Genomic DNA, 13,526 nt, shown 5'->3' on the forward strand with positions numbered 1-13,526 from the left:
TTCCCATGGAAAACAGCGCCATCCGTATCGCCCTGATCGGCGACTACGACCCGCAAGTCACCGCCCACCAAGCCATTCCCGTCGCCCTCGGGCTGGTCGCCGAACACCTCAATCGCAACGTGCAACTCGAATGGCTGGCCACCGACCGGATCCACGCCGATACGCCGCTCGAGCGGTTCGATGGCTTTTGGTGCGTACCCGGCAGTCCTTACAAGAGTGAAGCCGGCGCACTGCGCGCGATCCGTTTTGCCCGCGAACAGCAGCGACCTTTCCTCGGTACCTGTGGCGGTTTTCAACATGCGGTGCTGGAGTTTTCTCGCAACGTGTTGGGTTGGGTCGATGCGGAACACGGTGAAACATCGCCCGATTCTGAACGCGCGGTACTTACGCCGTTGACCTGTTCGCTGGTCGAAGCGGTGGACAGCATTCACCTGGTGCCCGGTTCGTTGATCGCCAAGGCGTACGAAACGTCGCAGATTCGTGAAGGTTATCGCTGCCGCTTCGGTGTGAATCCGCTGTTTGAACAGGAACTGTTGAACGATCGGCTACACGCCGTGGGTCATGATTCGGCGGGAGATTTGCGCGCGATTGAACTCAAGGAGCACCGCTTCTTTGTCGCGACGTTGTTTCAACCGGAACGTGCGGCGCTGAAAGGGTTAATGCCGCCGCTGGTGCGCGCGTTTGTTGAAGCTTGCGCGGAGGCACGTTGATGACGGCCTGCTTTGCGGTGATTTTTACCTCGACTCGCACCGAGGGTGACAACGGCTATGCCGAGGCGGCTGAGCGCATGGATTTGTTGGTGCGCGAACAGCCGGGGTTTCTCGGGGTGGAGTCGGTTCGAGGCGCGGATGGCGTCGGGATTACGGTGTCGTATTGGCAGAGCGAAGCGGCGATTCTGGCGTGGCGGCAGCATCCTGAACATCAGGTGATTCAGGAGCGTGGGCGTCTGCAGTGGTATTCGGCGTTTCATACGCGGGTATGCAAAGTCGAACGCGAGTATCGGTTCAGCCTGTGATGTTGGTGGTGAACTCTCCGGCCTCATCGCTGGCAAGCCAGCTCCCACAGGTACGATGTGATCTTCAGAGCAACGCATAACCTGTGGGAGCTGGCTTGCCAGCGATGAGGCCCGTACAGCCACTAAAAAACTTCAGCCCCGCACCAGACTCCGCACCGCGACAATCTCCGGCACTTCAACCTTGGTCATATACACCCGCAACGGCTCGGTGATGTTGATCCGGTCATCGATATTCTGATCCAGCAACAACTGAATCAACTCGCGTTTAAGCGTCATGGTCTGCGCTGTCGCTGGCGCCCAGACGAATTCATTCACAGGAATAATGCCTTCATCGGCCACGTCCATGCCGAACGAATCTTCGCTGAAGCGCACGATGTACTGACCGGTCTTGCGGTTGAGACCGACAAAACCCTTGAGATCGTCGGCGGCCTGGCAGATGAGTTGGGAGGTGATGCGCATGGTAAACCTCACGAAAAATGATCGATGGTTTACACGCAGGGCAACTGAGCGGCGCGCCCTCTGCCGGGACGTCTGCCGAGGGCAAGCGTACTGCAAACCGCGCCACAAAAGTGCAGGAAAAATCGCTTTTAATACGTTTATGTCGGTCCTGCGATAGCACCCGAGCGCTTCAGTTGTTAAAAGGTACGTCTTTGAAAATGCCCTGCGAAAGGAACTCGAACATGCCCGCTACTTTCACCAAAAGCGCTCTGGTCCTGAGCCTGCTGCTCGGCCTCGGTCAGGCGCACGCCGCCAGCCACGCCGATCCCGGTGCGGTCGCTGCCGCCAACGGTATCCCGCATCCGGCGGTGATCGCTCACCGTGGCGCCTCTTTCGATGCACCGGAATCCACCGCTGCCTCCTACAAACTGGCTCGCGATCTGGGCGCCGATTACCTGGAAATGGACTTGCAGCGCAGCAAGGACGGCGTGCTGTTCGCCCTGCACGACGACAACCTCCAACGCACCACCGACGTCGCCAGCAAGTTTCCGGAGCGCAAAGACGCCTCGGCCACCGCGTTCACCATGGCCGAACTGAAAACCCTCGACGCCGGCAGCTGGTTCAACACCAAATACCCGGATCGCGCGCGCCCGTCCTACGCCGGGCTGAAAATTCTGACCCTCGATGAAATCATCGACATCGCCCAGGCCAACCCGCAACACAAGCCGGGTCTGTACATCGAGACCAAAGAGCCGCAGCTGTTTCCGGGGATCGAGAAAGACCTGAAAGAGAAACTGCAGGATCGCGGCTGGCTGAGCCCGGCCGGTTCGAAACTGGCGAAAAGTGCGCTGGGTGTTGGTCAGGGCAAAGGCAAAGTGATTCTGCAAACATTCGAGAAAAACAGCCTCGAACTGCTGGAAAAAGAAATGCCGCAGGTGCCGAAAATCCTTCTGTTGTGGGTGGGCGAAGGCAGCATCGAGCCAAAATCGAAAGTGACGTTTGCCGAATCCGGCGAGAAAGACAAAAACGTTTTCTTCGGCAAGCAAGAGCCGAAGTCCGAAGCCGAATTCAAACAATGGGTGGATTACGCCAAGGCCCAGGGTGCGATCGGCACCGGTCCTTCGGCGAAGTTGACCAAGGGCGGCGATCAGAGCTATTCGGATCTGGTGCAACCGTGGATGAACCAATACACCCACGACCAGGGCCTGCTGGTGCACGTCTACACCGTCGACGAGCCGGTGGACTTCGAGAAAGTCATGGCGGCCGGTGTCGATGGCATCTTCACCAACCGCGCCAGCGAACTGTTGAAGTTCTATAAACGCCCGGCGGCCGGCAGTGTTGATCAGGTGTTGAAGAACAACGGGTTCTGAGTGAACCAGCGCGCGCCTTTCAATCAGGCGCGCGCTGAACATCAAAAGCTTCGCACATTCTCAATTACAGAAATTCCAAGCATGTTTCTCAGCCCTACCAGGGCTGCAGGTAATGCTCCACCCAATACCAGGAACGTTCTGGCGTTCTGTGGTTTTAGCTCCACACTCTGACGCGCCTGCAAAACAGCTTTGTACTTTATGCACTGATAAAGACCTCGAACGATATCCGCTTCATCTGCTGTCGAAGGCTTGACCTCAACGCCGATTACCTCCTTGCCTCGCATAAAGAAAACATCAATCACATCGCCAGATGGCAAACGATGTTCTACCTCAGTAAGTCCTCTCTTGCCTGTCAGATTAAGAATCTCGGGATGTTGGGCAACGAACAACTTGAGTCGTCTATGTTCTTCTCCCTCGCCGCCGCCGCGGCGAGAGGCTTCTGCCAACAACGGAGCAAACACTGGTGTCAGCGGTTGCAGGTCTAGAGCCTCCAATACCTCGTTCCAATACTGATACGCATAAACCTCCCTTAGCTTGGCGTGAATAATGCTCTCTCGCTGCTTACGCGACTGTCTGCGATAGTTCTTCAGGTCATCTATAAACCAATCGATACCTTCACCCGGAATGCGGGTGGCTTTGTTTATCACCAGACTTTGCAAGGGGGGGACCCTTTCTTTCCACTGCTCTTCCAGCTTTTGCAGAGACCTGCCCACACAACCCAAGACAAAGTTCAGGTTTCGTGGATTAGGCATACCCAACTCTTGCGCCAGGTCTTCATAGGTCACTGGGGTGGTCGCCAAAGCCTGCCGAACCAGGATCGGAAATGCCAATCTCGCACGTTGTTGAAAAAGCTGATTGCCCCAAAGATTTTCCATTCCCGTCATGTCCTTGTTTCCTGTTGGTATGCAGACCGCTGATCAAAGAGCTCACTTGGATACTTAGAAAGTGAGTGATTTCCAGTTGAAAAAACACCGAATCGTTCACTTGAGCCCAAACTCATTGATTAAGCCTGAATTAAGACAGCTTCGATACGCTGAACCCACTTGAACAGCTCAACCCATTCAAACGAACACCTAAAGGAATGAACCGATGAAAACTTTGACTGCCCTGTTTACCGCTGCTGCCCTGACTCTTACCGCTGGCCTGGCCCAGGCTGATGTTCGCGTTGACCAGATTCCTGAACTGGTTAAGTCGGGCAAGATCAAGTCGCTGGAATCGATGAACGCCGAAGCGCTGAAACTGCATCCGGGTGCGACTATTACTGACACCGACCTGGATAACCACTTCAATGGTTATGAGTATGAAGTTGAGTTGAAGACGGCTGATGGCAAAGAGTTCGATGTGGACTTTGATGCGACCACTGGCAAGGTGTTGAGCAACAAGCAAGACACTTGATTGAACGCACCACCAAAAGCCGCACGATTGAAAGATCGTGCGGCTTTTTTGTGTCTGGTGTTTGGCTTTGTTGATGTGTTGTCAGTGAGATTTTCTCCCCCTCACCCCAGCCCTCTCCCCCAAGGGGGCGAGGGGAAAGGGAGCCGATCGGGGGCTATTCAACACCTGAGTTCGACCCGCAATCTCAGGTCGGTGTAGCTCGAATAGTCACCGCGGTCAGTCCCCTCTCCCTCTGGGAGAGGGCTAGGGTGAGGGGAAAGGGAGCAAATCGGACGCAATTCAACGACCAGAGTGCGCCTCGATATTTCAGGTCGGCGTACCTCGAATAGTCACTGCAGTCAGTCCCCTCTCCCTCTGGGAGAGGGCTAGGGTGAGGGGAAACGGCATCACGCCGAGGTACTGACCAGCGAACCCGAGGTGCTCGAATCGGAGTCCTGCAAGGCCTGCAACAATGAGGCTGTGGCGGTGGACAGGGACGCCGAGGTAGCGGTGATCTGCGCTTGCGCAGCGGCTACTTCGGCAGCTTTTGCATCAGAACTTTCCTGCTTCGCCTGGGCGGCTTGCAACGCCTGCTGCTCCTCCTGCAATTGCTTCTGCAACTCGGCAATCTGCTTGCGCAGTTCCTTCACCGAATCCGATTCTTCACTGCTGGAATCGCTGTCACCCGCGGGTGCCGCGCCACCGCCCGCAGCCACTTTGCTGGTGTCCGCTTTCACGCCAGTGCTGGCCGCTGCCGTGGTCGAGGTATCGTCACCGACGTCGCTGATTGCGGTTTTGCTGGTGGGTGTCGTGACGGTCTGATTGATCGAAACTGAAGTGATGCTGACCATGGAAAGGCTCCAATGCCGGTGATAGATAACCGGTCATCGACCACGGCCGCAGGTAATTGAGATCGACTGTGTACCGACTCGGTATCCGAATCGGTACACAGTCAATGGCCTCAGGCGCTCAGGCGCGCGGTGACTTCGTTCAACTGGCCCGACAGACCATGCAGGTTCTGACTGGCGCTCTCGGTGCGCTGCACATTGTCGAGGTTGGTGCTGGCGATCGAAGTGATCTCGGTGAGGTTGCGCGAGATGTCCTCGGCCACCGAGGTCTGCTCTTCCGCAGCGGTGGCGATCTGACGGTTCATGTCGCGGATCGCTTCCACGGCGTGGGTGATGCGCTCCAGCATCGCGCCGGCCTGGGTCACCTGCTCGACGCTTTCATCACTGCGCGTCTGGCCGCTGTCGATGGCTTGCGCCGCGTCCACCGCACCGGTCTGCACGCTCTGAATGATCTGGTTGATCTCGATGATCGACTCCGCCGTACGCTGTGCGAGGTTGCGCACTTCATCGGCGACCACGGCAAAACCACGCCCGGCCTCACCGGCGCGCGCCGCTTCAATCGCGGCGTTGAGCGCCAGCAGATTGGTCTGCTCGGCGATGCCGCGAATCACTTCCAGCACCTTGCCGATACGGCCGCTATCAGCTTCCAGACGACGGATCACCGTGGCGGTATTGGCGATTTCACCGCGCATCTGGGTGATCGAGTGAATGGTGCTCTGCATGACCTTCTCACCCTGTTGGGCGGACTGGTCGGCATCGTCGGCAGCACGCGCAGCATCGGCAGCGTGACGCGCCACTTCCTGCGCAGTGGCGGACATTTCGTTCATCGCCGTGGCGACTTGATCGGTGCGGTTGAACTGCTCGTTGGTGCCACCGGCCATGGTCGTGGCGATCGCGTTCAACTCGCCGCTGGCGCTGTCCAGATCACTGGCGCTGCGCTGCAAACGGGTGAAGGTTTCGGCGAGGAAATCACGCAAGGTGTTGGCCGCTGCGGCGAGGTTTCCCAGCTCATCCTGACGATCGCTGACCACACGCTCGGCCAGTTTGCCGCGGCTCAACTGGGTCACGTAATCGATGAGTTTACGAATCGGCTCGACCAGGTTGCGGTTGACCAGCCACAGGCTCAACAGGCCGATCAGCAGACCCGACGCGAGCATCACCAGCAGCCCCAGCCACACGGTGCGATCAGCCTCGGCACTGATCAGCGCCGACTGCGCGGTGCCTTGCTTGCGCAACTCGGCGACCAGCTCGCTCATCTGATCGCTGGCGGCGCGGTCGACGCCTTTGACCGCCGCATCACCGGCCGCCGGATCACCACCGGCAGCCACGTAGGCATCGCGTCCCTTCTGATACGCAGAACCCAACTGACGATGCTCATCACGCAAACGTTCGATGCGGTTTTTCAGGCTCGGCTCGATGCCTTTCTGGCCGGCCAGTTCACCGAGGATGTTCTGCACATCGCGCTGACGGTCTTCAAACTGCCCCCAGTACTTGGCCAGATCCGCCGGCTGCTTGCCGCGCAGCAGGACGTTCTTCCACTCCTGCACCTGCACCTTGAATTGCAGGTTGGCCTCATCGATCAATTGCGAGGTGTGCAGGGGACCGGCGATCAACTGGCTGTAGCTTTGCACGCCGTTGGAGAGGAAATGAAAACAGGCCAGGGCAATCAACAGCACCGCCAGCAGGCTGCCGCTCAGCAGGGCGAGAATTTGCGTTCTCAGGGATTTTTGCAGCATCGCAAGATACTCAGGACAGGGATGAGGCACGCCCGGTAAGGCGTGAAATTTTGCCGGACATCCATGTCGGCGAGCCTTGGTTCATGGCCAATGGCGCGCAACCTAACGCACCTGTGATCGGCGCGCCAGAGCGCTTCTTGAAGAAAATCCGACCACCGGTAAGTCGCTGATTTGACGTCACTTTGCTGTCATATAAACGTCATGTGACATTGCGATGATGCGGCTCAGTGAACCTGCCATTTGCGCACCGACGCACCCTCCTCGCAGCGAGCCTTCATGAACCACAGCCTCGACATCAGCCATCGCGACCCTGATCTGTTTGGCCTGCTCTACGGCTATCGCTTCCTGCCCGGCGAACGTGGTCGCGAAGTCGATTCGACCACAGCGTTGCGCTGTTTGCTGGACGACAGCGACAGTGGCGAATTTCTTTGGCTGCACCTCAATCTGGCGCATGCGGCGTGCGAGCGCTGGATGAAAAGTCATCTGCAATTGCCCGAAGAGTTTTTCGAGGCGCTGCACGAAGGCTCGCGTTCGACACGTATCGAGCATGTTGACTCGGCGTTGCTGGCGGTGGTCAACGATGTGGTGTTCAACCTCAGCAGCATGGTCTCTTCGGACGTGTCGACACTGTGGGTCTGTGTGCGCAGCAAACTGATCGTCAGTGCACGTCTGCAACCACTGCACTCGGTGGACAAATTGCGCTCGTCGGTGAAGGCTGGCGAACGCTTTCGTTCGCCCTCGGAATTGCTCGTGCACCTGCTGCGCGATCAAGGTGAAGTGCTGACGCAGATCGTGCGCAAGACCAGCATGAGCGTCGACCAGGTCGAGGACGAATTGCTTTCCTCGCGGCTGTCGACCAATCGCGCCGAACTCGGTGCCAACCGGCGGGTGCTGGTGCGTCTGCAACGGCTGTTGGCGCTGGAACCAGGTTCGTTATTGCGTTTGCTCAATCGGCCGCCGCCCTGGTTGCAGAAGGAGGACGTCAAGGAACTGCGCAAATCCACCGAGGAGTTTGCGCTGATCATCAACGACCTCACTGCCCTCGGCGAGCGGATCAAACTGTTGCAGGAAGAGATCGCCGCCAACCTCAACGAACAGAGCAACCGCACGCTGTTTACTTTGACCGTAGTGACGGTGCTGGCGCTGCCGATCAACATCATTGCCGGTTTTTTCGGGATGAATGTGGGCGGGGTGCCGTTGTCGCAGGATCCGGAGGGGTTCTGGATTTTGGTTGCGCTGGTGGCGACGTTTACGGTGATTGCCGGGCGTTGGGCGTTTCGTAAACGCGGGGATTACTAAGAGCAAAGATCGCAGCCTTCGGCAGCTCCTACCTTGGAATGAGTTCCCCCTGTAGGAGCTGCCGAAGGCTGCGATCTTTTGATTTTGCCTCCAGATCAATGGTCAGGCTATTCAGCCAAACACTGACATGGCGCAGTCTCTCTGTAACATTCTGCAACGATCATGGGCGACATTCCTTCCCTCGCTCAGGATTGTCCTGCCATGGCTACTCCCTCCCTGACCGCCAGCCCCGCGTCCGCCCACAGCGGCAGGCCAGCCCTCGACAAGAAAACCGGTCCGTTCACCTACGTGATCTTTTTCGCCGTGCTGGCGATGGGGATGCTGTTCACCGCCTACAGCCTGATGCACGACATGCACGAACTCGGCACGGTGGTCACCACCTGGACGCCGTTTCTGCTGCTCGGCGTGGCGCTGTTGATTGCGCTGGGCTTTGAGTTCGTCAACGGTTTCCATGACACCGCCAACGCCGTCGCTACGGTGATCTATACCCATTCGCTGCCGCCGAACGTGGCGGTGGTCTGGTCGGGTTTCTTCAACTTTCTTGGCGTGCTGCTTTCGAGCGGCGCAGTTGCGTTCGGCATCATCGCTTTGCTGCCGGTGGAATTGATTCTGCAGGTCGGTTCGTCTGCCGGTTTTTCGATGATTTTCGCCCTGCTGATCGCGGCGATCCTGTGGAACCTCGGCACCTGGTGGCTGGGTTTGCCGGCGTCGTCGTCACACACCTTGATCGGCTCGATCATCGGTGTCGGCGTGGCCAATGCGTTGATGCATGGCCGCGACGGTACCAGCGGCGTCGATTGGGCGCAGGCGACCAAAATCGGTTACGCCTTGCTGCTCTCGCCGCTGGTGGGTTTCGGTTGCGCGGCGCTGTTGCTGCTGGCGTTGCGCGCCTTCGTGAAGAATCGTTCGCTGTACAAGGCTCCGGAGGGTAATACCCCACCGCCATGGTGGATTCGCGGTTTGCTGATTCTGACCTGCACCGGCGTGTCCTTCGCTCACGGCTCCAACGACGGCCAGAAAGGCATGGGCCTGATCATGCTGATTCTGGTCGGCACACTGCCAATGGCTTACGCCTTGAACCGCACCATGCCGGAAGAACAATCGCTGCAGTTTGCCGCCGTGGCGCAAGTCACCCAGCAAGCGCTGGTGAAAAGTGCACCGCTGCCGACGCCCGCCGATCCGCGTGCGGTGCTCTCCGATTACGTGCGCAGCAAGGACGCCACGCCACAACTGATCCCCGCCCTTGCCGCCCTCACCGGGCACATCGGTGAAGAGGTCAAAGGCTACGGTTCGCTGGCGAAAGTCCCGGCTGAAGCGATGGGTAACGTGCGTAACGACATGTACCTGGCCAGCGAAAGCATTCGCCTGATGGACAAGAACAAGGTCGGCAATTTCGACGCTGACACCAGCGGCAAACTGCAGTTGTTCAAACAGCAGATCGACAATGCCACGCGGTTTATTCCGCTGTGGGTGAAGATCGCCGTGGCCATCGCGCTGGGGCTGGGCACCATGGTTGGCTGGAAGCGAATTGTGGTGACGGTCGGCGAGAAGATCGGCAAGACCCATCTGACCTATGCGCAGGGCGCCTCGGCGGAAACCGTGGCGATGCTGACCATCGGTGCGGCGGACATGTTTGGTTTGCCGGTGTCGACGACCCATGTTTTGTCCTCGGGTGTGGCCGGGACCATGGTCGCCAATGGCGGCGGGTTGCAGATGAAGACCATCCGCAATCTGTTGATGGCGTGGGTGCTGACCCTACCGGCGGCGATCCTGCTGTCAGGCAGCCTCTATTGGCTGTTCACCCAGATCTTCTAATCACCACAACTCCCCTGTAGGAGCTGCCGAAGGCTGCGATCTTTTGATCTTGTTTTTAAAAAGCAAAATCAAAAGATCGTCCGATCGCGGCCCGAGCCTTCGGCAGCTCCTACATTTGGATTTGCGGTGTTGGTTAGAGCGCCGAGCGAATCAGATCGCCCAGCCAGTCCATAAACACCCTCACCCGCAACGGCAAATGCCGTTGCCGCGCATACAACAATGAAATCCCCATCGCCGGCGCGGTGAATTGCGGCAACACGGTCACCAGTTCGCCGTTTTCCAGATGCGGCTGCATGCCGGTACGCGGCACCTGCGTCAGACCAAATCCACCGAGGCACGCCGACTCGTAAGCGTCAGTGCTGTTGACCGTAATGCTGCCAGCCATCGGCAAGCGTTTAACCTGCCCGCCCTCCTCGTACACAAAACCTTCCGAACGCGAACCCAATACGCCGACGTAATGCACCAGTCGATGCTGCGCGAGATCTTCCAGCGTCTGCGGCACGCCGTAGCGCTCGAGGTACGCGGGGCTGGCGCAATTGACCATGGGGAAGTCCCCGAGGTGCCGCGCGACCACCGATTGATCGGGCTGCGCGCCAATCCGCACCACGCAATCGAACCCTTCGCTGAGCAAGTCGACGCGTCGATCGGTGCTGCTGATTTCCAATTCCAGATTCGGGTGGCGATCCATGAACTGCGGCAGGCGCGGCATGATCAGACGCCGCGCGAGAATGTTCGGCAGGTCGACGCGAATGCGCCCGGTCAGCGAAGCCTCGTCCTGGCGGAACAAGCCTTCGATTTCGTCCATGTGCGAGAGCAGATCCTTGCTGCGTTCGTACAGCACCAAGCCATCCTGAGTCGCCTGCACCTTGCGTGTGGTGCGTTGCAGCAGGCGCGTTCCGAGTAACGCTTCCAGAGCCTGCACATGTTCGGACACGGTTGATCGCGGCAGTCCGAGACTTTCCCCGGCGAGAGTGAAACTCGACAGTTCGCTGACCCGGACGAAGGTGCGCAGCAGTTCCAGTTTGTTCATGGGGGCACCTGTTGATTGTTCGGCTGATCCGATCAGTGATTCCGGATTCACTCTGTTTATCACCTCAGGGCGGATAAATAAACTTCATCCCATCACCACTCACTGCAATCGAGGAAGCCTCCATGAATCGCAAAATCGCATTGATCACCGGCGCCAGTCGCGGCTTGGGCAAAAACGCCGCCCTGCACCTCGCCGCTCAAGGCATCGACGTTATCGGTACTTACAACAGCCGTGCTGATGAGGCGCAGGCGCTGGTTGCCGAAGTGCAAGCACTTGGCGGCAAAGCCGTGATGCTGCAACTCGATGTCGGTCGCAGCGAAAGCTTTGCCGATTTCGGTAAACACGTTGAGCAGGCATTGCAGCAGACTTTCGACTGTCAGCGTTTTGATTTCCTGATCAACAATGCCGGGATCGGTGTTCACGCACTGTTCGCCGAAACCACGCCGGAGCAGTTCGATTTGCTGATGAATATCCAGCTGAAAGGGCCGTTCTTTCTGACTCAGCAGTTGCTGCCACTGATTAACGACGGCGGGCGCATCATCAATATTTCCAGCGGCCTCACTCGTTTCAGCCTACCGGGTTACGGCGCTTACGCGGCGATGAAAGGCGCGATGGAAGTGCTGACCCGTTATCAGGCCAAGGAGTTGGGTGCGCGGCAGATTGGCGTGAACATTCTCGCGCCGGGCGCCATCGAAACTGACTTCGGTGGTGGCGCCGTACGCGATAACTCGGCGGTGAATGCGATGGTCGCCAGCAACACCGCGCTAGGCCGTGCCGGTCAGCCGGATGACATTGGCGGAGCGTTGGCGCTGCTACTGTCGCCGGGTGGACAGTGGATCAATGGCCAGCGTGTTGAGGCATCCGGCGGCATGTTCCTCTAACTCTTACTGAAAACACTTACCCCCTGTAGGAGCTGCCGAAGGCTGCGATCTTTTGATCTTGCTGTTAAAAATCAAGATCAAAAGATCGCAGCCTTCGGCAGCTCCTACACGGGGATCGAGGTTAGCTCTGGCAAGCGTTGCGCGTCATGAAGCGCTCGCGCACTACGTCATAGCTCCAGTGATAAACGTAGGTGTACGGCAGGAAAAACAGCAGCACACCGATGTCGAGCAAAAACGCCTGCCACAGGCTGACCGACAACCACCAGGCAATCAGCGGCACGCCCATCACGATCAAGCCCCCTTCGAACATCAGCGCGTGCACCACACGCACCCAGGCGTTGTGCGCCACGTTCATACGCGCCAGCATGCGGTCGAAGAAGCGGTTGAACACCACGTTCCAACCCAGCGCCAGCAAGGCGATCAACACGGTCACCGCGCCCATTTCAAGCATCGGTTTTTGCATGATCCACGCCAGTAATGGCGTGCAGATCAGAATGGCCAGCAGTTCGAAACCAACAGCCTGGAAAATACGTTCAGTAATGGATTTGTGGGCAGTCATGGCCTGACTCCTTGAGTGAAGATGGTTGCCATGATCTATCTTGAAACCGATACTTCATAATCAATAACCATCGATCAAGGCGATAGTTGATGATCTCGCAGGAAGTACTGCTGGCATTTGTCCAGGCCGCCACGCAAGGCTCGTTTTCCGCAGCGGCGCGCAAGTTGGGGCGCAGTCAGTCGACCATCAGCGCGGCGGTGGCCAGTCTGGAGATCGATCTGGATCTGCAGTTGTTCGATCGCAGCAGCCGCAAACCGACACTGACGCCGGCCGGGCATGTGATGCTGCAACGCGCCGAGGCGATTCTGGCGGCCAGCAGTCGTCTGGAAATGACTGCGCGGCAGTTGTCCCAAGGCGTCGAGCCGAAGCTGACGGTGGCGATTTCCGATACCTATCAGTCGGCTCGGTTTGAAGCGGCGTTGGTGGGGTTTGAGCAGCGTTATCCGGATCTGGAACTGGAATGTCTGATTGCCGAATGTGATGACTTGATTGAGCTGGTGCAACGCGGTCGCGCGCACTTGGCCTTCGCTGAGATGCAAGAGAACTACCCGCCGGATCTGGTGACGTCGACAGTGGCCGAGCGCACGGAAATCGCATTGTTCGTCAATCGCGACCATGCGCTGGCCAAGCTTGATCACATTGATCAGCAGATCCTCGAGCAGCATCGTGAGCTGCGTCTGGCGACCATCGTCAATCCCTATGACAGTCGCGGCAAAGGCCGGGTATGGTCGGCGCCGAGTTATCTGATGTTGCTGGAGATGGCCGAGAAAGGCTTTGGCTGGGCGCCGTTGCCGCGCTGGCTGGCGCAGCGCTTTGGCAATGATTTGCTGGTCGAGTTGAAGGTGCGCGGCTGGCCTAAGCCGGTGTTTGTCGATGCGTTGTGGTCGCGGCTTTATCCACCGGGGCCGGCGGGGAGCTGGTTGTTGAGCAAGATGCTGGAATAGCGATTGAAGATCGAGCCACCCTCACCCCAGCCCTCTCCCGGAGGGAGAGGGGGCCGACCGAGGTGTCTTGCGTCAGACATCGACCTGAAAGACCGAGTCGATTGTGGATTCATTGGATATGAGCTCAAAAGCCCCTCACCCCAGCCGGGAGAAGGGGTAGACATAGGCGGCGTTCACACGAGACGGACCTCAAGCGGTTAATGAATTATCCAGCTCA

The 13,526-nt window shown here is 58.2% G+C and carries 14 protein-coding genes; 8 read left to right on the top strand and 6 right to left on the bottom strand.

Going from position 1 to position 13,526, the window contains the following annotated elements; translation table 11 throughout:
* The first annotated feature begins 5 nt into the window (after positions 1-5).
* Both M5G26_RS29255 and M5G26_RS29260 read left to right on the top strand, forming a co-directional pair.
* A complete protein-coding gene (locus M5G26_RS29255) occupies positions 6-710 on the top strand; it encodes a CTP synthase C-terminal region-related (seleno)protein (protein WP_273917164.1) in 705 nt (234 codons plus the stop codon).
* The gene (locus M5G26_RS29260; protein ID WP_273917165.1) at positions 710-1,015 is read left to right on the top strand and encodes an antibiotic biosynthesis monooxygenase family protein; all 306 of its coding nucleotides are present in this window, start codon (positions 710-712) and stop codon (positions 1,013-1,015) included. The genes M5G26_RS29255 and M5G26_RS29260 overlap by 1 nt, the downstream gene beginning before the upstream one ends.
* A 132-nt stretch (positions 1,016-1,147) precedes the next feature.
* Here M5G26_RS29260 and M5G26_RS29265 read toward each other — a convergent pair whose 3' ends face one another.
* Complete coding sequence (locus M5G26_RS29265; protein WP_273917166.1) at positions 1,148-1,474, bottom strand: DUF2025 family protein; 327 nt, start codon at positions 1,472-1,474, stop codon at positions 1,148-1,150.
* Between the two features lie 221 nt (positions 1,475-1,695).
* On the opposite strand from M5G26_RS29265, the gene M5G26_RS29270 reads away from it, so the two are divergent.
* Positions 1,696-2,823 carry a glycerophosphodiester phosphodiesterase gene (locus tag M5G26_RS29270; protein WP_273917167.1) on the top strand — a complete coding sequence of 376 codons (1,128 nt, stop codon included), beginning with the start codon at positions 1,696-1,698 and terminating at the stop codon, positions 2,821-2,823.
* Positions 2,824-2,864: 41 nt separating this feature from the next.
* Here the strand turns inward: M5G26_RS29270 and M5G26_RS29275 are convergent, their stop codons facing one another.
* Positions 2,865-3,707 carry a hypothetical protein gene (locus M5G26_RS29275; protein WP_273917168.1) on the bottom strand — a complete coding sequence of 281 codons (843 nt, stop codon included), beginning with the start codon at positions 3,705-3,707 and terminating at the stop codon, positions 2,865-2,867.
* A 205-nt stretch (positions 3,708-3,912) separates the two neighbouring features.
* Between M5G26_RS29275 and M5G26_RS29280 the strand changes: the two genes are divergently transcribed.
* On the top strand, positions 3,913-4,218 hold the full coding sequence (locus M5G26_RS29280) for a PepSY domain-containing protein (RefSeq protein WP_007917758.1): 306 nt from the start codon (positions 3,913-3,915) through the stop codon (positions 4,216-4,218).
* Between the two features lie 386 nt (positions 4,219-4,604).
* On the opposite strand, the gene M5G26_RS29285 is transcribed toward M5G26_RS29280, so the two are convergent.
* Both M5G26_RS29285 and M5G26_RS29290 read right to left on the bottom strand, forming a co-directional pair.
* Positions 4,605-5,048, bottom strand: a complete 444-nt coding sequence (locus tag M5G26_RS29285) for a hypothetical protein (RefSeq protein ID WP_273917169.1) — start codon at positions 5,046-5,048, stop codon at positions 4,605-4,607.
* Between the two features lie 110 nt (positions 5,049-5,158).
* The gene (locus tag M5G26_RS29290; RefSeq protein ID WP_273917170.1) at positions 5,159-6,781 is read right to left on the bottom strand and encodes a methyl-accepting chemotaxis protein; all 1,623 of its coding nucleotides are present in this window, start codon (positions 6,779-6,781) and stop codon (positions 5,159-5,161) included.
* 276 nt (positions 6,782-7,057) lie between these two features.
* Between M5G26_RS29290 and M5G26_RS29295 the strand changes: the two genes are divergently transcribed.
* Both M5G26_RS29295 and M5G26_RS29300 read left to right on the top strand, forming a co-directional pair.
* Positions 7,058-8,080, top strand: a complete 1,023-nt coding sequence (locus M5G26_RS29295; RefSeq protein WP_273917171.1) for a transporter — start codon at positions 7,058-7,060, stop codon at positions 8,078-8,080.
* A gap of 201 nt (positions 8,081-8,281) precedes the next feature.
* A complete protein-coding gene (locus M5G26_RS29300) occupies positions 8,282-9,895 on the top strand; it encodes an inorganic phosphate transporter (RefSeq protein WP_150693316.1) in 1,614 nt (537 codons plus the stop codon).
* Positions 9,896-10,028: 133 nt separating this feature from the next.
* Here the strand turns inward: M5G26_RS29300 and M5G26_RS29305 are convergent, their stop codons facing one another.
* Positions 10,029-10,925, bottom strand: coding sequence for a LysR family transcriptional regulator (locus M5G26_RS29305; protein WP_273917172.1), 897 nt, complete (start codon positions 10,923-10,925; stop codon positions 10,029-10,031).
* A 122-nt stretch (positions 10,926-11,047) separates the two neighbouring features.
* On the opposite strand from M5G26_RS29305, the gene M5G26_RS29310 reads away from it, so the two are divergent.
* Complete coding sequence (locus M5G26_RS29310; protein ID WP_273917173.1) at positions 11,048-11,806, top strand: SDR family NAD(P)-dependent oxidoreductase; 759 nt, start codon at positions 11,048-11,050, stop codon at positions 11,804-11,806.
* 121 nt (positions 11,807-11,927) lie between these two features.
* Here the strand turns inward: M5G26_RS29310 and M5G26_RS29315 are convergent, their stop codons facing one another.
* Entirely contained in the window at positions 11,928-12,365 is a 438-nt protein-coding gene (locus M5G26_RS29315) for a multidrug/biocide efflux PACE transporter (RefSeq protein WP_273917174.1), read from the bottom strand.
* Between the two features lie 89 nt (positions 12,366-12,454).
* Here M5G26_RS29315 and M5G26_RS29320 point away from each other — a divergent pair, with 89 nt between their 5' ends.
* Positions 12,455-13,309, top strand: a complete 855-nt coding sequence (locus tag M5G26_RS29320) for a LysR family transcriptional regulator (RefSeq protein WP_273917175.1) — start codon at positions 12,455-12,457, stop codon at positions 13,307-13,309.
* The last annotated feature ends 217 nt before the right edge of the window (positions 13,310-13,526 follow it).

Origin of the sequence: Pseudomonas sp. TNT2022 ID642, assembly GCF_028656995.1 — a bacterium.
In the GTDB taxonomy this organism is placed as follows: Bacteria; Pseudomonadota; Gammaproteobacteria; order Pseudomonadales; family Pseudomonadaceae; genus Aquipseudomonas.